Genomic DNA, 25,436 nt, shown 5'->3' with positions numbered 1-25,436 from the left:
GTTAATACTTCACACTTGATTTTTAGATAACAATTATCTTTAATAACGCTCAAATAATTTTAGTAAAGCATCACTATTATCTGGTGCGTACTTAGCATGTTGATCTTTACCATACACGCTGTCAGCCAGTTTCTGTTTACGCGCTTGTAACGCCAATACGCGCTCTTCAACCGTTTGCTCACAAATCAATTTATACACAAAAACAGGTTTATCTTGGCCAATACGATAAGCCCTATCCGTTGCCTGATTCTCTACCGCAGGATTCCACCATGGATCATAATGAATAACCGTATCAGCGGCAGTTAGATTTAAGCCTACTCCACCGGCTTTTAAAGAGATCAAAAAGATAGGTACTTCACCACTTTGAAAGCGATCTATAATGGTACTGCGATCTCGAGTTTGCCCCGTTAATTTCACAAAATCTATATTCTTAGCGATCAATTCTTCTTCTATTAAAGTTAGCATAGTTGCAAATTGAGAAAATATTAAAATACGACGCCCTTCTTCTACCATTTCTAATAACATATGCATTAAAAAATCTAATTTAGCAGAGCTTTTTACTTCTTTAGCATGCTCTAGCTTAACTAAACGAGGATCACAACACGCTTGTCGTAATTTTAATAGCGCATCTAAAAACTCAATACGACTACGAGCCATCCCTTTTTCTTTTAGTAAATCACGAACTTTAGCTTCCATCGTAATACGAATGCTTTCATATAAAGTTCGTTGATCATTCGGTAATATTATTTTATGTATAATTTCGGTTTTTTCAGGTAATTCTTTGGCAACTTCATCTTTCGTTCGACGCAATAAAAAAGGTTGGGTTTTTTGTATTAACCAACTTTGTATCTGCTGATTTCCCTCGCCTTCAATACCTTTTCGATAAACACGATTAAATGTACTGTAATTACCCAAGAAACCAGGCATTAAAAAGTCAAACAAAGACCACAATTCCCCTAAATGATTCTCCATTGGAGTACCGGTTAAACATAATCTACATTTAGCATTCAATTGCTTAATACTTTTTGTCATTTTAGCTAATGGATTTTTAATTGTCTGAGCTTCATCCAAGATAAGATCTGAGAAAACAATTTCTTTAAGATGCTTAAAATCACGACCAATAAGCGGATAAGTGGTGATCACCAAATCATATTCGGTAAGAGTATCAAAATGTTGATGCCTTTCTACGCCATGCAAAACTAAAACTTTAATCGTCGGGGTGAACTTCTTCGTTTCACTCAGCCAATTCCCAATCAAAGACGTAGGGCATATTACTAAGGCAGGAGCAGAACTCATTTTTTGTTCTTTTTTATATAACAGATAGGCTAATGTTTGTACTGTTTTACCCAAGCCCATATCATCTGCTAATACACCTGAAAATCCATATTCATTTAAAAAAAGTAACCAATTTAAACCATGTAGTTGATAATCACGTAATGTAGCACAGAGTGAACTCGGCACCTGCACCTCTTGTATTCCTTTAAAAGATGTTAATTTGCTGGCCAATGCTTGAATGTGCTCACCACCAATCCAATTATTAATATCCGGAAGTTGAGCGAGTAATGCGGCATGGCTTTTAGGTAGTTTAATCGACTCATTATGAACTTCACCCAGTTCTTGTAAAATAGATAAAATAGGTTGAATTGAACTACGCTTAACACGCAACGGACGCGAGTTGCCTTGCACCAAAAGAATATCAAAATCATTTTGGCGCCAATTTTCATTATTACGCAACCACTCTAATAATAAGGGTAAAAGTTCAATACGTTTACCTTCAACCTCAATTGAAACACCTAAATCAAACCAATTACCTTGATCTTCGACAGCGATGTCAATACTCTCAATTTTTTCACTACTTAAAGCAAGATCCGCCGCAATATCAAATTCCCAATTCAAAACTTCTAAACGCGCTTTATGGGCAGTTAACAAAGATAACCATTGAAACTGTTGAGATCCTCCGAGCTCAGGGGCTAAAATACCTGACAAATGAGACGTTTTAATTTGCTTCGGATCATACATACTAATGTCTAATAAGCACAACTGTTCAAATTCATAGATAGCTAACGTTTCACCTTCAATATCTCGTTTAATATTAATTATTTCATCATTAAACATAAATTGAGTACGCTTCGGGGTTTCAATAACTATCGGATCAAGTTGTAACTCTGCATAATGAAAACATAAACGAGCCACAAAAAGTAATTCACCTTTTATTCTTTTCTCATTCAAGGATAAAACTACTCGTAATGGGGATGAGATGTCTCGTGTTGGATAGTAGATGGGATTGGCAAGTACATTTTGGGGGAAAAGTAATGAGACTTCTTGGGTGAAATGCTGACATTGCTCTTTTGCTAAGGGTGGCGTTTGTAAGAATGATAATATCCATTCACGACCAAAAGAACTTTGGATAAGACCGACATTACCACTGTCGGTATCAATATAAAACGGCTCTGGCGTTGGTAATAACAACCAGTTATCAATACCATCCAAACTCACATTAAGCTGTTTAAAATCTTCATCATCATGCCAATCTAATGCCAAGTCTCGTGATTCAGAAGGGTGTAAAATCAAACTAAATTCATTCCAAAAACAACGCCCTGTTGCTAATATTTTTTGCAATGCCAACTGATCATTCTCAGTATGTAACGTCGTTTTAAGCAACTTTGGCACGCGTCCTTCTTTTGCTAACAATAACTGTAAAATATTAATATCTTCAGTCTTAACCCATTTATAACTTTCCATCCACGATTCATTATTAACAATAGAAATCAGATCTTTTTCAACAAAAACACTGATGTTTTCACCTTTAAGGAAACGCAAAGATCCATATTCAACTTGAATATATTGTAAACCATGATCATAAGCAGTTTTAATAAAAGAAAGACGGAAATAGCCTTGATAAGCACTATGAATTGTATTTTCTTTCTTCTTATGTAACTGCCCTTGCAAGGTTTCAAACCAAGTTTTATAACTGTTTTCTATATTGTAATTAGGCGTGTCTGCTTGATAAGCAAGTAATAGTGCGACAGCATGTTTACAGTTCCATCCCACCGGACAAGTACAATTACTTTGAATGATAAACCCACCTTTATTCGAGACGTTTATACTCGCACTAGTTTGATAAGGTGTTTCTGCTCTGCCTTTTACACTGCCACTGAGTTTATGATTTGTTTCGTCAAACTCACAAGATAATACTCTGCATTCTTTAAAATAAAGAGTGCCTCTTTCAATAATATTACGGCCAAAACTAGTAGATATATCGTGTGCAGTGATCTTAGGCATGTAGGTAACCAACGGTAAGAATGGATCCATCATATTAAAGAGGTATTGCTTATAAATAAAGAGTTAATCCTACTTTTTCATATATATTCTTATCTCTCGTATATATAAAGGCTATTTGCAAAGATAAGTTTACGTTTTCAGCAGGGGAAGCGCTTCATATGAGCGAGGTATAAAAACTACGCATAAAAAAACGAGCCTAAAAACAGCTCGTTTAAATTAATTAATTAAAATACAATAAAGTCATCGCAATAAGGTTTCTTGATACTTTATTAACGCAAATTACAGAACTCTATTTTTTTGCGTGATATAGATTTCTGTTCTTACCTAAATGAAACAGCAAAACATAACAATGCATTAATACTCACTCTATTATCTTATTTTACGATCAACTATCTGGTCAGAAAAAAGGTGATTAATAAGCCGATAAGGCGATGAGCTACTTAATTTCGTGAGCTCCGAACATTGATCACCTTTTTTACAAACTGATATGAAGCAATAACAAATCCCCCCATGTTAGTAAATAAAACAAATAGTCACCAGCGTTCTACTACAAAGTTTTCTTCTGTAATAAAAAGATCTCATCCAGATCCCAATCAGGTAGAAGCGTTTGCAGTAAACACCTTCTTTATTGGTGAGATCTTACTAAAAACTGATATGCCGTAATAACAAATCCTCCGTTTTAGTTTTTATATACTTAAATAACACAATGTTCCTTGATAAAAAGCAAAAATAAAAACATTTTTTAAGTAATATTTAGAAAAAGTAAGTAAGTAACACATGGAGAGTAATATGAAGATTGAATCAGTGATAACCCGAAATTTAATTTGCTTAAATTTACAAGCAAATAATAAAACTGATGTCTTAATTGAAATGGTTGATTTATTAGATAAAGCACAATGTTTATCGGATAAAGATGCATTTTTAAAAGACGTATGGACAAGAGAGAATGTAGCAAATACCGGTTTCGATGAAGGTATCGCAATTCCACATGCCAAAAGTAAAGCAGTATTAAAACCAGCAGTCGCAATAGGCATTAGTCATAATGGTATTGATTATGGCGCAGATGACAATGAAAAATCACATGTGTTTTTTCTCATTGCATCGCCAGATGGTGGCGATAATCAGCATATTGAAGTTTTAGCGCAAATTTCCACAAAATTAATCGAAGATGGTTTTATTGACAAACTTCGCCAAGCAAAAAGTATCGATGCTGCATATGCATTAATAACCGCAAAAGAAAAAAAAGCACAAACAAAACCCCAAGCTACTCCCCCTAGAACACAAACAATGGCACAACCTCCTTTTACAGTGCGAATGAAACAACATTTATTGTTCGGTACTTCGCATATGATCCCTTTCATTGTGGCAGGTGGTGTTTTACTCTCTCTCTCCGTGATGTTACTCGGTAAAGGTGATGTCCCTAAAACAGGTGTGTTGCTCGACATATGGAATATGGGTATCGCAGGACTCACTTTATTTACCGCGATACTCGGTGGTTATATCGCTTTTTCTATTGCCGACAAACCAGGTTTAGCCCCTGGTATGATTGGCTCATACATTGCTGTTAATCAATATCATACTGGTTTCTTAGGCGCTATCGTTGTCGGGTTTGTTGCCGGATTTATTGTGTTACAACTTAAACGCATCAAACTGTCTGAAGCAATGACATCCTTAGGTACTATTTTTATATTCCCTCTTGTCGGCACTTTCTTAACCTGTGCAGTGGTAATGTGGGTTATCGGCCAACCGATTGCTAATATGATGGAATCATTAAACCTTTGGTTAAGTGGTATGGCTGGCAGTGGTAAAATGTTATTAGGCGCCATTCTGGGCGGTATGACTGCCTTTGATATGGGAGGCCCGATTAATAAGGTCGCCACCTTATTTGCACAAACTCAAGTTCAAGATCAACCTTGGCTAATGGGAGGCGTGGGCATCGCCATTTGTGTACCTCCTCTTGGTATGGCTCTGGCAACAATATTGTCACCTAAACGCTATAAAAAAGATGAACGCGCAGAAGGTAAAGCGGCGGCTATTATGGGTATGATAGGCATAACAGAAGGCGCTATTCCTTTTGCTGCAGCAGATCCATTGCGCGTTATTCCAGCCATCGTTGCAGGGGGAATGGTCGGTAATATCGTCGGCTTTATGATGCAAGTGATTAACCATGCACCTTGGGGTGGCTGGATTGTCTTACCGGTTGTTGAGGGTAAAATTGGCTATATTGTAGGTACTATTGCAGGCGCACTCACTACAGCAATCATTGTTAACTTACTTAAAAAACCAATTTGTGAAGACGATGATGATGATGATTCTCTCGAAGATGCCATTATCGAAGTTTGTGCAGAAGGTGAAGCGCAAGTGCTTGCTCTTACGGCATGCCCATCAGGTGTAGCGCACACTTTCCTCGCAGCTAAAAGCTTAGAAAAAGCTGCGCGTAAATTAGGTATAAAAATAAAAGTAGAGACGCAAAGCGGTAATGGTATTGGCAATCGCCTAACCGCTCTCGATATTAACAATGCTGAGGTTGTTATTATGGCACATGATATTGCAGTCAAAGACGTACATCGCTTTAACAATATTACACGTATAGAGACCACCACTAAAGACGCGATGAGGAATGCAGAACAAATATTACAAGCTTATGTTAAAAACAAATAAGTTTATGTGTAATAAATGATATGCAGTAAGGTTTCTAAATTATAAAATGCTTAACAACTTCGGTTGTTAAGCATTTCTCTATAAGATCAAACAACTAGCCTTACAATATGAGAAGGAACAATAAAATGCAAAAAATCGTAGCAGTAACTGCTTGTCCAACGGGTATAGCACATACTTATATGGCGGCCGAAAAATTAACCCAAGCTGCACAGAGCCTTGGTTTACATATAAAAGTTGAAACACAAGGCGCAATGGGCATAGAACATAAATTAAATGCCCAAGAAATAGCTAATGCAGACATTGTTATCATTGCATCCGACATAAAAATAAATGAGCTTCATCGCTTCGATAGCTCTCATATTTTCTTTTTAAACATTGAAGACATCCTCATTGATGCAATAAAAACACTTAAAACATGCCTACCTAAATAATGCAAAAACATATTTTTTTTTCTATCCAAAAACCCGCTTTAGAGATGCGCGAAATAAGCGCTCTAAAAAGAAGTGCTGGTTTTTTTAATTCACTGATTCAAATTCATAATATTAGTAGAGGTGGTTTTGCCAACTGTAAATATGCTCTAAAAGTAATGAGCTTAAATTGGCGCGTTGGAGATTTATGTCAAATAAAAATAGAAGGCTTAGACGCAGAACTAAGTTGTATGGTGTTTACAGACCTGATTAATGATTATTTTCAGATGTTGTACACCAATCATAAACGTGTAGCACATGAGGTTACTCTATCCTATCAACATTCTCTCGAATCCCCTTTTCCCTTTTACTTTCATCAGCAAAAGGTAGATCCCGAGACACAATATAAAAAAAACAAAATATTATTATCTTTGGCTCGTATGATTACGAGCACTCACTATAAGCCCTTATTAAGCGCATTACTGGAGCGTGAAAAAATATCAGCAACCGGAATTAGCAGTAAAATTGCCATGCCTCATATAATCAGTGATCTCGTCGATAAGCCATGGATTATTGTTTTACCCTCCGATAAAAATATTTATTGGTCATCACACTTTTCTAATATTCATTTGATCATTGCAATCATTCTTCCCCGCAATGCATCTACACAAGTTTTTAAAAGCATAATAAAGCTAAGTTGTATGTTACTTAACCCTGCGTTCAGCCAGCTATTGCTGCAATCTAATGATCCGCTAGAAATCGAAACGTTACTTATTTATTGTTTTAAGTACTAAATCAAATGATGTAATGAACGGTATTCTGAAGGTGTGTAGCCTGTTTTATTTTTAAAAACACGCAAAAAATAGTTTGCGTCTTTAAAGCCACAACGTGTTGATATTTCATTTAAACGCAAAGAATATTTTTTTAGCATAAACTTAGCTCTATCAATACGCACCCAAACAATATAATCAATTAAGGTTATATAACCTTGTTTTTTAAATAAACGTGATAAATGATTTGCTGAAATATTAAAGTTTTTAGCAATACTTGAGCGAGTAATAGGTTGGTGAAAATTTTCTTGCACATACACGCAAATCCCTTGATATAAATCTTCACTGCGTTTTTTCACATCGCGTTTGGGAGTAAATAACATAGATTGGCAATAACTTAGTAACGCTAAAATAAGATGTTTATCTATTGATTGTATGTTTTTCTCTTTTGCCAATATATTAATCGCAGCCAGAATATAGTCTAAACTATGCCCAACTCGCGTTTGTATACTGTCTTTTTGTACATCATAAAACCCTTTCTCATTTTTATTTTTACTCACTAAGCTAAATCCCACTTGGCGCTTACCAAACAAAATACTCAAAACAGAGCAACTAGAATCCCAAGCAGGTTTATTCCAACAATTAGGAGGAATATAAAGTACCTCACCAGCATGAAGGATCACTTCTACGATGTTTTTTTGTTTATCTTCTATGATATTTTTATAAGTACCCGAGATAACTAATTCTAAACGAGAAAAATTAACTTGGTAACTAAATTGCGGAGGTGTTTGTGTATCATACGCAAAGAAAATATTATCTATTTCTTCAGCTTCCGATAAAAGCGTATCAATTAAATTATAAAATGTATCTGACATAGCTCTCCTATAAAAAGAATAGCCCTATATATTTATTTTTAGGGCCACCTTATTCCTTTAGGAATGCAAATATGCATATTGGCATTGATATTGACAGATTAGATGTCATTTCTATCTGAGATTGACCACAAACTTGTAAACTAACAAAGCCTGAAGCAGGCAATGCATAAATAAATTCAATCTTGATTTGATAATAGTAATGTTCAGGATCATGTTCAGCCTCATCTATTTTCAAACAACCTCGATAGGTTTTTTTTATTTTAATAACATCAAAATAAATGATTTCACCATTCATATCACGTAAAATGAAATGGGGATTCTGCGTTGATATTGTCACTATTATTTCTTGTTGTCGCTCATAAGGTAATGTATTAAATAATGTTAATCGCCCTTCTAACCCCCCATCACCCTCCGGCATTTGAGATTCTGACATTTTCCTAATTAAATAATCAACCGTAGAGCTCGACATCTGATCTGCTTTTTCATAACGCGATAATATGATTTTATTCGTTTTATCTGTATTACAGCCTCCCGCACTATCATGTGCATGACTGCGCATGATAGTTTTCCAGATGCTGTTAATGAGGTAAACTTTCGATTTGATTCCTAGCGCATCCGCCATGACCATTAAAGGTTCAAGCTGATAACTCAAACAACGCTCTATTTTATCATTTAAATACTTATGATCATAACGTGAAGAATAAATTGAGCGATGAATTTTAGACACCTGAGCATCAATAAATTCACCACTGACACGAGGTAATTCTCGGTTTTCTTTATCTAAAGCATCAAAAAATTGCGCATAGCTGCTTTCTATCAGTTTATACTTTGCAGTAGTCAATGCACAAATAGCGAGACGCTCTTTTATATTCAAATCTATGTAACGCTGATCTCCACCTAAGGGGATCACTATATTGTTTGCCATCGCCCCTTTTTCAGCTTGCAAACAAAGAGGAGTTGGATCATCAAAATTAATAATATACGAACCAACAAAGTAACCATCTTTAATATTATAAGCCAGCACCGAACTGCCATCTTCACATTGCCAAGTGAACTCTCTACTTTGACAAATATCAGAAGATAAACCACGCCAAAATACTGTTTTATCAATACCTACACCCCGGTAAATTTTAGGCATATCAATACTTTGCCCAAACGCATCCGGCACGTAGCCGATTTTTTCTACTAGACCATACTTTTCTCCGAGTCTAATTCCCGCAACTAAGTTACGCACAATGGACTCGCCTCCAATTATCAATTGATCCGTTTGCGTATACCAAGGGCCAATTTTTAATTTACCTTGCTGAACTAAACGCGTAAAACGCTCAGTTTGCTCTGGGCAATGGGCGAGATACTCCTCGACAATACTCAGCTGACCATCAAGAAGATAGGTATCACATTGTCCACTTTCTAGGCCACTCATCACCTCATCCATATGATAAACAAGTTGAATAAGCGACTCATTTGCAGAAAAATACCATTCAAAATCCCAATGCGTATGTGCGATAACATGAAATGTTTTAGTCATAAGTCTGCCTTTTTTTAACAAGAGTGATTATGCAATCACAATCGCAATCACATCTTGAACTTGATTAACATCACCTTTTTGTAGAGCATCTCGAAACGGTTTTCGCATCATAGAGCGTGATAATTTAGTCAATAGACGAATATTACTGTCATCTCCATCTTCTGGAATACTTAATGCTACTGCTGTATTAACCAACTGTTCATCCATCGTTTCCCATTCAATTGGGTGACTAAAACGTACGACAAATAATCCAGCATACAGCGCGACTGCATCTTTACAGTGAGGAATAGCTATTCCTCCTGTAAATCCTGTACTCGATTGATTTTCACGATCAATTAAACCCGCTTCATAAATTTTAGCATCGGAGACATAACCCAACGCTTTTACATGAGAGGCTATAAATGCGAAAGCTTGCAGTTTCGTCTTTGATTCCGTATCGAGCAATATATGTTCAGGTTTAAATACGGCTTTCATGGTGACTCCTTAATTTTTTTAATAGATATCGATTCTTCGGATATTTCTTGTTTCGTTTTTAATTTATTCAGCTCAACAATAGGCTTACGCCAAAACCCTATAATAAGAGCGGTTACAGTTATCCCTGAGAGAGTACAAAATAGCCAAGTGACAAAAGGAATAGGTTGTTCTATATAACCTACAAAAGTGCCCAGTGGCGAGCCAATACCGCCATAAAATTTCACATTAAATATACCTACTAACCCACCCGCTAATGCAGAGCCGATGACACTGGCAGTGATCATTTGTATCGGATTGGCAGCAGCAAAAGGGATTGCGCCTTCCGTAACACCAACAATTCCCATCCCAAAAGCTGAATTTGCAGACACCTTTTCCGTCTCGGTAAACTTATTTTTAAACAAAATAGAGGCTAGAAATATTCCTAAAGGTGCAACCGAAATAGCGGCTTGCGCGGCCGTTGCAGGTACAAAATTTGCCCCTTCTATACCATATTTAGCAACCGTATCGGTAAAAACAGCGGTACCAAATATTAACGCTGTTTTGTTTACCGGCCCTCCAAAATCAAAACCTATCATAGCCCCAATAATCGCACCGATGATGAATGTAGACGACGAATAATTAGCCGTTAACCAAGTAAGCCACTCGTATAATGCACCCATACCCGATGCGATTGGTCCACCTATCAAATAAAACACAACCATCGTAATAAATAGGGTCGCTAACAGTGGTAAAATCATAATCGGTAACAAAGGTTTTAATATTTTAGGCCAAGGTAACATTTTGAGATAGCGAACAAAGTAGCCGACAAGGAAAGCAACTAAAATGGCAGATAAGAAGCCCCCCCCTGTATCCGTACCGAGAAAACTTGGATCGTTAGCGATATAAGCACCAATCATTGCAGGGGCAATAGCGGGCCGAGAGGCAATAGAGTTTGCAACAAAGCCAGCAAATAGAGGGATCATTAACGTAAAACCAATTTTGCCGACTAAAAATAGGTGGTACATTAAATTACCAATAGGATCTGACTTATCAAACCCCCATGTCACTAAATGCCCAAGATCATCTTTTTGAAAAGCATAAATATTAGCGATCGCCAAGAGTAAACCTGCAGAGATAACCATCGGTATCATATATGAGATGCCACTCATTATATGTTTAATAAAACTATTTTCCGATGTTTTACCAAGGCTAATATAACTTAACTCCGAGTCCTCGTCGGCATAAACAACACCTTCTTTGATGGCAATTTCAACTAAAGCCATCGCATCTTTAATCGCCATCTTAGGGCGGGTTTGATATAATTTTTTTCCCACAAACCGAGTAAGATCAATATCAATATCCGATGCGATGATCACCACATCGGCATTTAAAATATCGTCTTCTGTCAATATGTTTTCAGCTCCGATTGAACCTTGGGTTTCAACTTTTATTTTAAAAGCATTATCTTCGGCCGCGATTTCAAATGCCTCAGCAGCCATATATGTATGTGCAATCCCCGTAGCACAAGCTGTTATTGCAACAATAGTGTAACTCATTAAACAACTCCCCATAAAATTATAGAATCATTGTGTAAATTCCCGCCTTAAAATAATGGGATCAATAACTCAAAACAAAAATAATGGAAAATAAATGTAAATATTTATGACTTAGGGTGTACTTTTTAAAACGCGGATTTCAGTCGCTAGTGCGACACATTGAATTTTTATGGCCAGTGGGTGAAACTCACGGTCGACTAAAACCCAATGTGAGATCACTATGCCAGATACATATACCCGACTGACCGAAGATGAACGATACCAAATTTATGAGGGGGTAACAGAAAAACGTTCTCATCGTGAAATAGCGACTTTAATTAACAAGCACCACAGCACGGTTTCTAAAGAAGTGAAACGTAACACCGGTTTACGAGGTTATCGACCTAAACAAGCCCAAGAAGTAGCACAACAACGACACAAAAATAAACCTAGGCATATAAAATTAACCTCCGATGTACAAGCACTGATTACTGATAATATTATGCATCAATGGAGTCCAGAGCAGATAAAAGGTCGGCTTAAAAAGGAGGGACTTACGAGGGTCTGTGCTACGACTATTTACGGGTTTATTCAGAAAGATAAAGCCTCTGGAGGCGAACTCCATAAACATCTTCGTCATAGAAAACCTTATAAAAGACGAACAGGTTCATCAGAGACTAGAGGCCAAATAATTGGGCGTATATCAATAGATGAAAGACCTAGCATTGTTGAGGATAAAGTACGTATAGGTGATTGGGAAGCTGACACTGTCATTGGTAAAGGCCATAAAGGAGTCCTAGTAACATTAGCTGATCGCGTGAGTAAAAAGACACTGATTGCACATGTTCCATCAAAGCATGCTGAGGTTGTTACCGCCGCTATTATTAAGTTGCTACTACCAGAGAAAGAGCAACTTCACACGATTACGTTTGATAATGGAAAAGAGTTTGCTTACCACGCTCAAATAAAGAAGGCTCTGGGTGCTGATAACTATTTCGCGCATCCTTACCATTCCTGGGAACGCGGGCTAAATGAGAACCATAATGGACTAATACGTCAGTATCTTCCCAAAGGCATGCCGTTGGATAAAGTCACTGATGATGAAATTACCTTGATTCAAAATAAACTCAATAACAGGCCTAGAAAATTACTGGGTTATAAAACACCAAATGAGGTTTACGATGCGATGTGTTTAGTAGCATAATTAAGCGGTGTCGCACTGGCGACTGAAATCCGCGTCACTATTGTCGAACGGAAAACCAGTTTTACAGTCTCTATGCGGGTTGACGACAAATCAGCGAGATCGGTGACCGCAGCGACTATTGCGCTATTACAGCCCTTTAAAGGGGCCGTCTTTACTATCACAGCAGATAACGGTAAAGAATTTGCATATCATGAAGTGATGACAGAGCATTTAAAATGTGGTGTTTACTTTGCTAATCGTAGTGGCTTTTATGCTTGGCTAAAACAGCCCAAAAGTAAACGAACTATTGAGGATGAACGTTTACTTGGTAAAATTAAGCAATACTGGCTCGAGAGTGGTTTTGTTTACGGCCACCGTAATATTACGCTTGATTTAAAAGATGAAGGTGAAACGTGTGGCAAGAATCGTGTTTATAAAATCATGAAACAAGCGGGTATTAAAGCGATACGAGGTTATAAACGCCATAGAGGTTTTACTGGAGGCAATGTTCATCATATTGCTGAAAATACGTTACAGCGTCAGTTTGATGTAGCTGAACCGAATAAATATTGGGTAACCGATTTTACTTATATCCGAACACATCAAGGTTGGTTGTACTTAACCGTTGTTATTGACTTGTTCTCACGGAAAGTGATTGGTTGGTCGATGAAAAAAGATCCCCGTGCTGATTTGGTAATCGATGCATTATTAATGGCTATTTGGCGACGAAAGCCTAAACATAAAGTGTTGATACATTCCGATCAAGGTGTTCAATATACTTGTAATGATTGGCATGCTTTCACTAAAGCGAACAATCTGGAAGTCAGTATGAGTCGTCGTGGAAATTGTCATGATAACTCGGTAGCAGAAAGTTTTTTCTCTAACTTAAAAAAAGAGCGGATCAAGCGTAAAATCTACAAGACAAGGGATGAAGCCAAGGCTGATGTTTTTAACTACATTGAATTTTTCTATAATCCCAAAAGAAGACATGGTACTAATAATGGTGTAAGTCCTCATGAATTTGAAAAAGTGTACTTTGAGAACTTGAAATCTGTCTAGAGAACTAGGGACTTATCATCTTGAAGTTATCGCCAGTAATAATATAGCCAAAAATATTTATAAAAAACAAGGTTATACCGACCTACAAGAAGATGAGAAACAAGGAACAACTCTTTTTTGGAATAAACATTTATCCGCTTAAATATCACACTTATTCACTCGGTATTACACAGTAAGAAGGTCTTTCAAGCATACACCTTCTTTCTGATGCTTATTTATCTATGGCGACCTAGTATTCAAAATAATAATTCGTCCGTAGAGAAAAATGTGGCTGTAAGCGTTTAATTACATCCAATCTGTCGTGCGAATAACGCCAACAGCAATACCTTCAATAGTACAAGATTCAAATTCAAGATCGATTTTTATGGTGCTAAAACCCTCATTTTCAGGTTTTAATAACACCTCGTTGCCTTTTTTGTAAAAACGTTTTACCGTCACTTCATCATCAATGCGAGCTACCACCACTTGACCGTTATTAATGTCTTGTGTTTTATGTACCGCTAATAAATCACCATCCATAATGCCAATATTTTTCATACTTTCACCTTGCACGCGCAATAAAAAATCCGCATGCGGGTGAAATAAAGCAGGATCTACCGCATAGTGTGTTTCAATATGCTCCGTCGCTAAAATTGGCGATCCTGCGGCGACTTTGCCCACTAATGGCAGGCCCTTTTCAATGACAACTTGATTACTTTTATGTGTAGTAATAATTCGAATACCACGTGAAGTACCTGATAATATTTCAATAGCGCCTTTACGAGCTAATGCTTTTAAATGCTCTTCTGCTGCATTCGCACTACGAAATCCAAGTAAATTAGCCAACTCAACACGTGTCGGGGGCATACCCGTTTTTTCAATACATGCCTTGATAACATCTAACACTTCATTTTGACGTTTGGTTAAGTCTTTCATTTCTATCTCCGAGCATAAACTGTTGATATAGACAGTGTATATCTATACATGACATTAAGCTAGTCTATTGATAAATGATATCGTTGTATTTTAACCAACCTGATAATTTGTTTTTCTTGTTTTTATGTGAAGTGAAAATAATCATTCCACCTCGGCGATTCCATTTATACAAACCTTTAAAGGTCAATAAGGCGCCTTCTTTTAAGTCAGGTAAGGCTTGCCCCGTATCAATGTTATGCTTAATAATTAATTTTTGTCCTGATGTTAAACGCACTAAAAACATTTGGGCTTTATATGGGATTAATTGTGTTGGTAAACTTTTTATTACTCGCCCTTGCGCGCTGATATTCGCACTGCGTTGTTGCTTATAAAGAAACTCTAGATAAGCAATATCATCCCGACTTTTTTCTAATGCATTACTTTTATCTGCGTACATAAGATCTAATTTATCTTGCTTTTCAAAACAAGAAGATAGGCTAAAAACACATAATATTATGAGACATAATTTAAACATTTATAAACGACCATTAAATGATAATGCAAAGCTACCATTGGGCTCTTTTTTACCTAAAAAAGACAAGCCTTGTTGGATGTTTTTTGCCAGCGTGGTACCTTCTTTTATATTCCCAGTCAGTGTATAACTCCCATTGGTTTTTAAATCAATTCGTATTTCCGTTTTTAAATCCGATGAGACTTGTAGCACTTCTGCAATATAACTGTTCCTTGCACAACTTAAATCAACATCTACATTGGCTAAATTAATATTACCCACATCAGAGCTTATACGTGCATCTTGCCAAGTCACACTCGCATCTATATTTTTACAATTTAATCCTTCGAAAGTTGCCTGTTGGATCACTAATTGTATGTCTCCTTGTGTCTCGATAGGAATAGGTAATGCCAAATAAGGTGAGACCTCTGTCGCCTCCAAATTCATTGTGAGGTGATTTATATTTGCCTCTGTAAGACTCAATGACACCTGACCTTTCCCCTGAAAACGAGGAGCACTATTAGCAAATTTAACATCAACGTTGAGTTTGAGGGCTAACAAAGACCACACATTTAACGACCATTCAAGATCACTTAAGCGATAGCTTTTCTGATAACGTATTTGTTGCGCATAGCCATGCCATATTGTTCCCGATAACGTATCCACTTTTAATACTTTATTTTCCGCTAAAAAAGGTAGTAATAATGTTGCAGGAAGCGTTGCTATTAGCGACAACACATAAAAACAAACAAAAAAGATAACGAGGCAGAATAAGTATCAATTTTTATTAGATCATCATCATCTAATTTTTCTTGAGCTTTACTTTCTAAAATGATTGAAAGCATGCATCGATCACAACTCCAAGCTATCTCTTTATTCTCACGAACAATTACTTGTTCACCGAGTTCAATTGCAGACCAATGCCCTTCTTCAGCTATCGGTAAAACTAACCCTTCAGGGATCATTTGCAGACAATTTAGTTGCGCTTCACTAAGCCAATGTAGCCACATATGCATTTTTTTTTGGGTGCAATATGCCACATGAATTAAATCTCGCTCTTTGGAAAACACATTAAAATGTAATTTTTCTACATCTGTCGCTAAGTCATCTTCTAATAAGTAAGGTAAAGCTTGTTGTATATGCCGATTATATTTTCCTTTTATCGGTACCGCTCTAATATTGACATCCACACCCGGTAATAGACAAATAACTAAGCGATTCTGCGCTTTTTCAGTTAATAAATTAAGTTGTAATGCATCGTCAACCTCGCCAGATGCAATGATCTCATTTTCAGTTTCTGACCAAATTAACCAGTGATTTTTCTGTGTAGATTCACTTGCCAAGCGAATAATTAACTGTTCAGTCACGCCAACTCTCCAATTATCACCATATAATTACTATTACCTTTCTACTATATAAACCTGTTTGCGCCAACCAAAGTAAACCTACAGAGGATTATGAGCCTAGCCCTGATGATTGATACCGGATAGTATATGCTTTCTGATTTTCCATTTTAAACAACAATTTAATTTTTAATAACCGTTCTGCAAATTGTACGATGCCGTTAAGCTGAAAGAACTCACTCTTTACGCTCAATTGACTTTTTAACTGAGCCGAAATGTTGGAAGCACTACTGCTAAAAGTATCCTCAGCTAAGAATGCATCGACATTTGCCCAGCCACTGTCACTTCGATTTTCTAATAACTGTTCGAAATCTCGAATACTTAAATTTAAAGATTCAGGAAAAAGTGCATATAAGATTTCAGGTTGATCAACAGGCACTGTATTAACATTTATTCTTTGAGTTGCCGAGGGTATTGCGCACAAATAAGGCGCTATTTTCGCAAAAATATTTTGACTAACTCCGCGCACCGCACGCAATTCACTTATATCAATCATTAGTTCATTAGCGGTTAAATGCGCAACCGATAATCCCTCATAGAAGCTATCTTCTGCTCCTTGTGCGGCAAGACTATCAGTATCAGCATCAATCCAGTCTCGTGTCGAGTCTGCGATAGTTTCTGCACTGTAATCGTCCACATCTAATGCTTCAAGTAATCGCTGTAATTGCTGTACACCTTCTGCACGTACTTCATCTTTGTCCTGCTTTGCAATCGCGTTGATATTAAAACAGCTACGCATGTCTTTAATTGTGCCTCTGATATTGCCATTTTCCAATGGAAATACGGTGTCGGGCGTCGCCCAGTCTTGATCTAAACTCACCCGCTCTTCACTTGAAAAGTCATTTTCTAAAATCATTTTAGCAAGCTCTGTGGTTGCTTGGGCATACCAATAACTACCTTGACTTAACATTACCCCTTGGGTACGTTTTAAACTTAACGTCAAGCGCTCCGTCATTGAGCTGGCAAGTAATACCATAATAGCTAAAACCATTAAAACAATAATCAATGCCATACCTTTTTGTCTGCCTGTTTTCAATAGCAACAAGCATTTCAATCAGCGTGAAACCTGATAACTGAGCATGCCGACGCTTAATGCTTAGCAAAATACGTCCTAATAGAAGCCAACGCTTCACCTTTTTCCTCTTTACGTACTTCCATATCAACCGCTATAAATTGGCTATCGCCCGTTTGATCTGCTTTATAACGAATAAACCACTGTATATCGGCAAATTCCATAGTGCTATTTTTCCAAGTCGATGTCGGCCATAATTCTTCTAACTTTAATTCCACGAGTGCATTACTTGCGATCCAAGTAGCAAAACTTTTATCTTCTAATCGTGCTTGATTATTAAGTACATTTGATGCGGCTTGCATCACAGCTAAACCCGCAGTAGCCAAGATAACCAAAGCCAACATCACCTCTAATAAAGTCATTCCTTGTACGTCACTCCGCTTTATGCGCATCTTCATACTCTATTTCACCACTCATGTTAATCGTGATCAATCCGGGATTCTTCTTATCAACAAACGAACCATTCAAAAATTCAATACTAAAGGGTGTAACTTCGCCACTAGACATAACATATACTTGTGGAATTAAAGCATCTTTGTTTACTTCTACATCCGCACTATCAAGCTCTTCCCATACAGCTCCTTGTAACGTAAATTTTAATGTCAAAGATTCCGGTAAAGTCACTTGCGTCGTTACTCTTTTAATGGTTAATTTCTGCCACTCTTTATCTGTATATTGATATACAATAAATTGATAACCATTATCCCTTAAGATAATACCTAATTCTTTACCTGACATTAGCGCTTCATCTTGAAAAAAATGCAACAAGGTAACAAAACGCTGAGTTTGCCAATTTAGATCTTCATCTTGTTGTGTGATTTTTGGTAAATTCATCACTACACCGACAGACACCATCGCCATTATCAAAACGACCAACATTATCTCAAGTAATGTAAACCCTTGTTGCTTATTTTTAAAATCTGCCATATTAAATATAATGTATTAAACTACAAATCCCAGTTTCCAATATCGTCTCCGGTATCTTCTTCTGCATCTTGCCCTACAGATAAAACGTCAATTTTACTATGCTCACCCGGACTATTTAAAATATAATCATTACCCCATGGATCTTGTGGTAAACGTTTAATATAACCATCTTCGGCATAATTACGAGGCTCAGGTGAACCACTCGGTTTTTCTAAAAGTGCATTTAAACCTTGGTCCGTTGTTGGATAACGAGAATTATCTAATTTATACATATCTAACGCATTTTCCAATGCCACCAGATCTGAGATAACTTTTTGGCGATCCGCTTTATCTTTATTACCCATTAAATTAGGCACGACAAGCGATGCAAGTACACCCAAAATCACAATAACCACCATGATTTCAAGTAATGTAAAACCTTTTTGTTTATTATTTTTAAGCACTTTATTTTCCTTTGATTAAGCTGAAACTAAATTATTAAGCTGCAGTATCGGCTCTAATATTGCCATCACAATAAAAAGAACCACTCCTGCCATTGAAACTATCAACGCAGGTTCAAATAAACCAATTGCAATACTCACTTGCGCTGCAAATTGTTTATCTTGATTATCCGCAGAGCGAGAAAGCATATTACCAAGTTCTCCACTGCGTTCTCCACTCGCAATCATGTGTAGCATCATCGGTGGAAATAATTTTGTATTTCTAAGCGCAAGCCCTAGACTCACTCCTGAACGTACACACTCGGTTGCCTCTGCTACACGCAAACGAATAAAGGGATTACCCAGAACATTACCCGCGATCCCCATTGCCTCTAATAAAGGCACCGCGCTACTATTTAAAATACTTAACGTACGAGCAAAACGAGCCGTATTTAGCTCTTTCGATACATTACCAATTACAGGTAAACGTAATAAATATTCAGAAAATATTAACTTATTCTTTTCTTTTTTCAAAAACTGTTTTAGAGCCATTAAAGACAACCATACCCCCCCCAGAAAATACAAACCATAAGCCCTAAGTGAATCACTTATCGCAATTAATAAGGTCGTTGTAGCAGGTAACTCCGCTCCCATATGCTCAAATTGACCCACCACTTGTGGCACAACCGCGGTCAATAATATAGACACAACACCAACCGCTACCAATGTTAAAACAAAAGGATAAATCATGGCTTGCTGAATGGTGCTCTTCATGGCTTGACGTTGCTCTGCATAATCGGCGAGTTTATCTAGCACTTTATCTAAATGTCCCGAACGCTCTCCCGCTGCAACCATTGCACAAAATAAAGTATCAAATACAAAAGGAAATGTATTCAAACTATCGGCCAAATTATGCCCTTCGATGACAGAGCCCCGCACAGAGGCGATAATCGTTTTCAAACTTTCTTTATCACATTGCTCAAAAACAGCTTGTAAACACTCTTCAATCGGAATAGAAGATGCGACCAACGTTGAAAGCTGACGTGTTATCAAAGCCAATTCCGCTGTTTTTATTTTACAACGATACAAGCGTTTAATACTATTACTTGACTGTTGACTCACAATTTCAACATGTAATGGCATATAACCTTTCGCGCGCAATTTTTGCCTTAATAAACGAGAGGAATCGGCTTCTAAAGTTCCTTTTATAGGTTTTCCTTTCTGATCTAATGCTTTATATAAGAAGGTTGGCACATTCATCCTCACTCGTTACACGTAATATTTCTTCTAATGTTGTTAAACCTTGGCACACTTTTTCCATACCATCTTGGCGAATACTCGGCGACGTTTGACGGATCTCTTTTTCAATCGCTTTCTCACCCGCTCCCGTATGCACCAATTCTCGAACCACATCAGTGACAATCAACAATTCATGGATCCCCATTCGACCTCGGTAACCTGTTGCATTACAATGTTCACACCCTTGCGCATTATAGAACGTCACGTCTTTGTCCGCAGACATACCTAAAATATTTTTTTCTTCTAAACTCGCAACATGTGCAACCTTACAATGCACACATAAACGGCGCACAAGACGTTGTGCAAGCACACCTAATAGGCTTGATGAAAGTAGAAATGGCTCAACACCCATATCACGCAAACGCGTTACCGCACCAACGGCACTATTAGTATGTAATGTCGAAAAAACTAAATGCCCAGTTAAACTGGCCTGTACCGATATTTGTGCAGTTTCAAGATCTCGGATTTCACCAATCATAACCACATCAGGATCTTGGCGTAAAATAGCCCGTAAACCCCGTGAAAAAGTCATATCCACTTTATTATTTACTTGTGTTTGCCCTATCCCCTCAATTGCATATTCAATGGGATCTTCAATGGTTAAAATATTACGATCTTTAGCATTTATTTCCATTAATGATGCATATAAAGTCGTACTTTTACCCGAACCGGTAGGGCCAGTCACTAATACAATACCATGTGGTTTTTTAATTAAGCTTCGCATTAACTGATGATTTCTTTTAGTCATTCCTAGCGTTGCAAGATCCAGTTTTATGGCATTCTTATCCAGTAATCGCAGCACAACTCGCTCGCCATGACTTGCCGGCATAGTCGAAACTCGCACATCTACAGCGCGCCCTCCGATACGCAATGAGATTCGACCATCTTGTGGCACCCGCTTTTCGGCTATATCAAGCTTCGCCATGACTTTAATTCTTGATACTAATAACGCCGCTATTTTGCGCTGTGGCTTTAAAATTTCACGTAAAATACCATCAATTCTAAAACGGATAATTAATGTGTTTTCAAACGTTTCGATGTGAATGTCAGAGGCTTCTTCTTTAATCGCTTCGCCCAATAATGCATTGATCAATTTGATAATAGGCGCATCACCTTCTGTCTCAAGAAGATCTTCGTTTGCAGGCATATCCTCTGCAAGTGAGAACAAGTCATCACTGCCTATATCTTGCATAAGTTGCTGCGCTTCAGATGAAGATGATTGATAAGCATTCGCCACCAATTCGTTAAAGAGAGCTTGCTTAACTTTTTGTAATATATACGAACACCCAATAACTCGGCGCACCTCAAATAATAAATCTACACTCAGGGAATTAAGATAAGAAAGCTTTATTGTATCAGCGCTATAGGTAATAACTACTTCATGCTTTTTTGAAAACGCAAAAGGGAGCTGACCATAAGGAGTAATAATATTATCTACCTCATCCTCAGTCCCTGACAGAGAAGGCTCTAGATTAGGCATTATCATCCCCGGGCTTTAATGATTTACCTTTCTTTACAAAATCCTTAACGTCTACTTTTTTACTTTTTTTCCATTTCGGTAATATTGGTGCTTTCTCGCTTGGCATCAAATTAATACCAATATCACGTTGTGTTTTTTGCATCGCTCGAATAAGTGAATATTTACGCATGCTTAGCTTATTCATTGTATCTTCATCCCGAATAATTGTTGCCCGTAAAAAAATCATTAAATTCCGTTTTTCAGTCGTACTTATCGTTGATTTAAACAAATTACCTAACCAAGGGATATCGCCAAGTATGGGAACTTTATCTACAGACTCAATGACTTTATCATCGATTAAACCACCAAGAACAATCGTTTGTCCTGATTTTACCAATACGGTTGTTTTTATTGAACGCGTTGAAAACACAACATCTACTGTATTAGTGCTATCTTTAATCGATGAGACTTCTTGCTCTATCAACAACTGCACCGAATCACCTTCATTAATCTGTGGTGTTACATTTAATTTCACCCCAATATCCTTACGCTCAATCGTTTGGAAAGGGTTATCATTATCTGAACTCGAGGTTGACCCCGTTAAAACAGGAACTTCATCCCCAACTAAAAAGCTAGCCTCTTGATTATCTAAGGTCATAATACTTGGTGTTGATAATATATTTGACCCCGTTGTACGACTAATCGCCTGTAACATCACCCCCCAATTAGAGCCTATATAACCTATTATTCCGCCGTCTATTTTACTTAATGCAGAGCCGACATCGCTTAAATCACCACCATCATTATTATTTATTGTGTACATAGAGTTAATAGCATCTCCCGTTGTAAGACCTCCATTACCCAGAAATTGTGTTCCGCATAGAGTTAATAGCATCTCCCGTTGTAAGACCTCCATTACCCAGAAATTGTGTTCCGCCTCCAGGCGTTGCAAATTGCACACTTAAATTAATACCGTGACCTTCAGTTATCTCAACAATAATTGCTTCTACTAATACTTGCGCGCGACGAATATCTAATTGTCGAATAACACTACTTAACGAGGCCATTAGTGCCGGTTGCGCAGATATAATGATAGCATTCGTACCTTCGTGCGACTCAATCGCCAAGCCATCTTGGGTTGAACTTTTATTATTAGATCCAGAAGAAACACTAGTCATACCGTCACTTATCCCTTTTAAAACATCTGCGACCTCTTCTGCTTTAGCATATTTAAGATAAAAAACACGGGTATTACCATTACTTTTAAGCTCATTATCTAGCTCTTTCACTAAGGCTATAATTCGAGATCTTGTTTTAGGATCTCCACTAATAATAATAGAATTAGTACGTTCATCTGCCACCACATGTGGTTTTAAAATACTAGGGATATTACTTGACGAGCCCTTTGCTGGCGTCTGTATCTCGGTGATCAGATTAACTAAATCTAGAGCACTCGCATATTTTAATTTAATAATGTCAACGTCTTGATTACCCGCTTTATCGACACGGTGCACGATTTCCACGAGTCGATTAACCACCGCTGCACGGCCCGTAATCATCAAAACATTAGATGGTCCATAATGCACAACATTACCACCCCCTGCATTATCATTAAGTTGACGTAATAACGGGGCTAACTCACGAACAGAAACATTGAGCACAGGCACAACACGCGTGACCATTTCATCACCTTTATAAATTTCTCCATCATCAACAACCGGTATCGCTGCCACTTTCGCATCTTTAGCACGAATAACTTTGATAACGTTATCCGCTGTTTCAACCGTAGCAAAACCATATACTTCTAAAACGTTTAAGAAGAATTGATAATATTGATCTTCATTCAGAAGATCATAACTACGTACATTTATTTTCCCACGGACCGCGGGATCGATGATAATCGTTTTATGTAGATTCTTGCCGACTATATTAATAAATTCATTAATATCTGCATTTTTAAAACTCGCAGAATACTCAGTGGAAAAGGCATTGGGCACGAGTAAGAGACACAATATAAAACTTAATATCTTACCTTTATGCATTAAAAATTTCATTTATCCCAAACCCCACACGATTATCAATTTTAACATTTAAATTCTCTTTTTTTAGGGCATAGCAAAATAGATATCATATAATTCCCCTTGTCGTTGAACCGTTATCTTCATTTCAGTCATTGTCTTAAAATCTTTCATTAATGCTAAAGATTTTTGTCTATCTGTCAGATCAACCCCATTTAATTGCACCGCAAGATCCCCTGTATGTAAACCAGAGTCACTAAATAATTCAGGATTTCGTCCTGGGGAGAGTCGATAACCTTGCATACGGCCAGCGTCTTTAATCGGATAAATATTAATATAATTCAAGATAGAACTTGGATTTTTAAGTAACATATTTCTATCTAAATTAAGTGTGATCACACTCGTCGTCATTTTTGTTTCTACCGATGACATATTATCAAATTCTTCTTCTGCGCCATCTAGCATTAATGTTTGCCGAGCTCCTCGAACATTTAAAATAATACGATCTGCAAGTATTTCAAGAATACTGGCTTGATTATTAGCAAGCGTTGAATCAATAAAATAACTATCTTGCTGTCCTTCGTAAGTAATAATAGCGCTTGAATAAGCAGGATCTGAAGCAGCAACGACGCCAACCAACGTTAATTTTAATGTTGTTTTAGGCGCTATTTCTGATTTGCTCTTCTGTGTTATCTTTTGAGGAGCTATTTTTTGTTGTCCAAAAAGAAACACGGATTGTAGTATCTGTGTTCTAAGGCGCATATCTTGTTGCTGCTGAGTTACAATAGGGGCAGTCCAAACTGCTACTGTCAGAGGAGGAGACAACAAAAACCAAGTAAGTAAAGCTAATTGATAAGCGACAAAAGCCTCTCCCATCAGCAACATGATTATCGATAACTTTTCTAAATGAGGAGATAACAACACAAAAAACCTTGTCAAATAATAGATTGCCATACGAGCATAAGAAAAAACTTTTAGCACATACGACTCGATAACCTACATCCATCACATGGATGATTTTAGAGACTTTAGGATCCACTTTATTTATCACAAATAATAACAATTAGCAGGCATTTAAATGCATTCTTATAAATTACATCCATGTAGATCTGTTTGTTTGTTTTATATTTTTAATCTTTATCGCCTATTTTATATTTTAACGATCACCAAAACTTACTACAAATATTGATGTGTCTCCGTTGCGATGTAGCACTCCTTAAACCCTTAAAATCACTCTTACTCTTTGCTATACTCAACTTTCGCTAAAGAGGTCAATATGTCAGAAAAAAAAATTCGCCTAGATAAATGGTTATGGGCAGCCCGTTTTTATAAAACACGCAGTATTGCTCGTGATATGATCAATGGTGGCAAGGTTCATTATAATAGCCAGCGCACAAAAGCAAGTAAGACCATTGAGATAGGCGCAGTGCTCACTATCCGTCAAGGGGACGTCAGTAAACAAGTGCATATTGAGCAATTATCCGACCAACGCAGAAGTGCAATCATTGCCGTTACTTTATACACAGAAACACCCGAAAGCATAAAAAAACAAGAACAATACTCAGAACTACGTAGATTAAGTTTACAAAATGCACCTCATCCAGACAAAAAACCCAACAAAAAACAACGCCGAGAGCTGATACAAGCTAAAATTCAACGCAACACTGCAATATTTGATTAA

Annotated in this window: 23 protein-coding genes and 2 pseudogenes; 6 read left to right on the top strand and 19 right to left on the bottom strand. The window is 37.2% G+C overall.

Features of this window, described 5'->3' with window-relative positions:
• Window positions 1-39: 39 nt before the first annotated feature.
• A complete protein-coding gene (locus B8W84_RS00460) occupies window positions 40-3,282 on the bottom strand; it encodes a DEAD/DEAH box helicase (protein ID WP_094751380.1) in 3,243 nt (1,080 codons plus the stop codon).
• A gap of 789 nt (window positions 3,283-4,071) precedes the next feature.
• Between B8W84_RS00460 and B8W84_RS00455 the strand changes: the two genes are divergently transcribed.
• The 3 genes from B8W84_RS00455 (at window position 4,072) to B8W84_RS00445 (ending at window position 7,144) form a co-directional block, all read left to right on the top strand.
• Window positions 4,072-5,943, top strand: coding sequence for a fructose-specific PTS transporter subunit EIIC (locus B8W84_RS00455; protein ID WP_094751379.1), 1,872 nt, complete (start codon window positions 4,072-4,074; stop codon window positions 5,941-5,943).
• Window positions 5,944-6,068: 125 nt separating this feature from the next.
• Window positions 6,069-6,374 (top strand): PTS fructose transporter subunit IIB, encoded by a 306-nt coding sequence (locus tag B8W84_RS00450; protein ID WP_094751378.1) that lies wholly within the window; start codon window positions 6,069-6,071, stop codon window positions 6,372-6,374.
• Window positions 6,374-7,144: a PTS sugar transporter subunit IIA gene (locus B8W84_RS00445; RefSeq protein ID WP_094751377.1), complete on the top strand. Its 771-nt coding sequence runs from the start codon at window positions 6,374-6,376 to the stop codon at window positions 7,142-7,144. The genes B8W84_RS00450 and B8W84_RS00445 overlap by 1 nt, the downstream gene beginning before the upstream one ends.
• Here the strand turns inward: B8W84_RS00445 and B8W84_RS00440 are convergent.
• From B8W84_RS00440 to B8W84_RS00425, 4 genes are read right to left on the bottom strand one after another with little or no spacing between them, the layout of a single operon-like run.
• Window positions 7,141-7,995, bottom strand: a complete 855-nt coding sequence (locus tag B8W84_RS00440; RefSeq protein ID WP_094751376.1) for an AraC family transcriptional regulator — start codon at window positions 7,993-7,995, stop codon at window positions 7,141-7,143. The two genes, B8W84_RS00445 and B8W84_RS00440, sit on opposite strands and share 4 nt — an antisense overlap.
• A 49-nt stretch (window positions 7,996-8,044) precedes the next feature.
• Entirely contained in the window at window positions 8,045-9,523 is a 1,479-nt protein-coding gene (locus tag B8W84_RS00435; RefSeq protein WP_094751375.1) for a hypothetical protein, read from the bottom strand.
• Between the two features lie 27 nt (window positions 9,524-9,550).
• A complete protein-coding gene (locus tag B8W84_RS00430; RefSeq protein WP_094751374.1) occupies window positions 9,551-9,997 on the bottom strand; it encodes a PTS sugar transporter subunit IIA in 447 nt (148 codons plus the stop codon).
• The gene (locus B8W84_RS00425) at window positions 9,994-11,532 is read right to left on the bottom strand and encodes a PTS fructose transporter subunit IIC (RefSeq protein ID WP_094751373.1); all 1,539 of its coding nucleotides are present in this window, start codon (window positions 11,530-11,532) and stop codon (window positions 9,994-9,996) included. The genes B8W84_RS00430 and B8W84_RS00425 overlap by 4 nt, the downstream gene beginning before the upstream one ends.
• A 220-nt stretch (window positions 11,533-11,752) precedes the next feature.
• Here B8W84_RS00425 and B8W84_RS00420 point away from each other — a divergent pair, with 220 nt between their 5' ends.
• Window positions 11,753-12,715 (top strand): IS30 family transposase, encoded by a 963-nt coding sequence (locus B8W84_RS00420; RefSeq protein WP_094751372.1) that lies wholly within the window; start codon window positions 11,753-11,755, stop codon window positions 12,713-12,715.
• 216 nt (window positions 12,716-12,931) lie between these two features.
• Window positions 12,932-13,753 (top strand): annotated as a pseudogene (locus B8W84_RS00415) (IS3 family transposase); the annotation flags it as partial.
• Between the two features lie 285 nt (window positions 13,754-14,038).
• Here B8W84_RS00415 and lexA read toward each other — a convergent pair.
• From lexA to gspC, 14 genes and pseudogenes are all read right to left on the bottom strand, one after another.
• A complete protein-coding gene (lexA, locus tag B8W84_RS00410; protein ID WP_094751371.1) occupies window positions 14,039-14,668 on the bottom strand; it encodes a transcriptional repressor LexA in 630 nt (209 codons plus the stop codon).
• A 64-nt stretch (window positions 14,669-14,732) separates the two neighbouring features.
• Window positions 14,733-15,182: a DUF3465 domain-containing protein gene (locus B8W84_RS00405; RefSeq protein WP_094751370.1), complete on the bottom strand. Its 450-nt coding sequence runs from the start codon at window positions 15,180-15,182 to the stop codon at window positions 14,733-14,735.
• A complete protein-coding gene (locus tag B8W84_RS00400; RefSeq protein ID WP_180706009.1) occupies window positions 15,183-15,896 on the bottom strand; it encodes a type II secretion system protein N in 714 nt (237 codons plus the stop codon).
• A complete protein-coding gene (gene gspL / locus B8W84_RS00395) occupies window positions 15,884-16,525 on the bottom strand; it encodes a type II secretion system protein GspL (RefSeq protein WP_094751368.1) in 642 nt (213 codons plus the stop codon). The genes B8W84_RS00400 and gspL overlap by 13 nt, the downstream gene beginning before the upstream one ends.
• An 88-nt stretch (window positions 16,526-16,613) precedes the next feature.
• The gene (gene gspK / locus B8W84_RS00390) at window positions 16,614-17,597 is read right to left on the bottom strand and encodes a type II secretion system minor pseudopilin GspK (protein WP_257797871.1); all 984 of its coding nucleotides are present in this window, start codon (window positions 17,595-17,597) and stop codon (window positions 16,614-16,616) included.
• A gap of 13 nt (window positions 17,598-17,610) precedes the next feature.
• Window positions 17,611-17,664 (bottom strand): annotated as a pseudogene (locus B8W84_RS08210) (hypothetical protein); the annotation flags it as partial.
• Window positions 17,651-18,031 carry a type II secretion system minor pseudopilin GspI gene (gspI, locus tag B8W84_RS00380; protein WP_257797870.1) on the bottom strand — a complete coding sequence of 127 codons (381 nt, stop codon included), beginning with the start codon at window positions 18,029-18,031 and terminating at the stop codon, window positions 17,651-17,653. The gene gspI and the pseudogene B8W84_RS08210, both read right to left, overlap by 14 nt.
• Complete coding sequence (gspH, locus tag B8W84_RS00375; protein WP_094751364.1) at window positions 18,006-18,560, bottom strand: type II secretion system minor pseudopilin GspH; 555 nt, start codon at window positions 18,558-18,560, stop codon at window positions 18,006-18,008. Before gspH ends, gspI begins: the two co-directional genes overlap by 26 nt.
• Before the next feature lie 20 nt (window positions 18,561-18,580).
• On the bottom strand, window positions 18,581-19,003 hold the full coding sequence (gene gspG, locus B8W84_RS00370) for a type II secretion system major pseudopilin GspG (protein WP_094751363.1): 423 nt from the start codon (window positions 19,001-19,003) through the stop codon (window positions 18,581-18,583).
• Between the two features lie 15 nt (window positions 19,004-19,018).
• The gene (gene gspF / locus B8W84_RS00365; RefSeq protein ID WP_094751552.1) at window positions 19,019-20,233 is read right to left on the bottom strand and encodes a type II secretion system inner membrane protein GspF; all 1,215 of its coding nucleotides are present in this window, start codon (window positions 20,231-20,233) and stop codon (window positions 19,019-19,021) included.
• The gene (gene gspE, locus B8W84_RS00360; protein WP_094751551.1) at window positions 20,214-21,758 is read right to left on the bottom strand and encodes a type II secretion system ATPase GspE; all 1,545 of its coding nucleotides are present in this window, start codon (window positions 21,756-21,758) and stop codon (window positions 20,214-20,216) included. Before gspE ends, gspF begins: the two co-directional genes overlap by 20 nt.
• Window positions 21,751-22,632 carry a type II secretion system protein GspD gene (locus tag B8W84_RS08170; RefSeq protein WP_180706008.1) on the bottom strand — a complete coding sequence of 294 codons (882 nt, stop codon included), beginning with the start codon at window positions 22,630-22,632 and terminating at the stop codon, window positions 21,751-21,753. Before B8W84_RS08170 ends, gspE begins: the two co-directional genes overlap by 8 nt.
• Window positions 22,595-23,791, bottom strand: coding sequence for a secretin N-terminal domain-containing protein (locus tag B8W84_RS08165; RefSeq protein ID WP_308292996.1), 1,197 nt, complete (start codon window positions 23,789-23,791; stop codon window positions 22,595-22,597). Before B8W84_RS08165 ends, B8W84_RS08170 begins: the two co-directional genes overlap by 38 nt.
• A 51-nt stretch (window positions 23,792-23,842) precedes the next feature.
• On the bottom strand, window positions 23,843-24,679 hold the full coding sequence (gene gspC, locus B8W84_RS00350) for a type II secretion system protein GspC (RefSeq protein WP_180706007.1): 837 nt from the start codon (window positions 24,677-24,679) through the stop codon (window positions 23,843-23,845).
• Window positions 24,680-25,031: 352 nt separating this feature from the next.
• On the opposite strand from gspC, the gene hslR reads away from it, so the two are divergent.
• Complete coding sequence (hslR, locus tag B8W84_RS00345; protein ID WP_094751361.1) at window positions 25,032-25,436, top strand: ribosome-associated heat shock protein Hsp15; 405 nt, start codon at window positions 25,032-25,034, stop codon at window positions 25,434-25,436.

The sequence above is a fragment of the Psychromonas sp. CD1 genome, from assembly GCF_002239585.1.
GTDB lineage: Bacteria > Pseudomonadota > Gammaproteobacteria > Enterobacterales > Psychromonadaceae > Psychromonas.
This window is presented reverse-complemented; position numbering and strand designations above follow the sequence as displayed.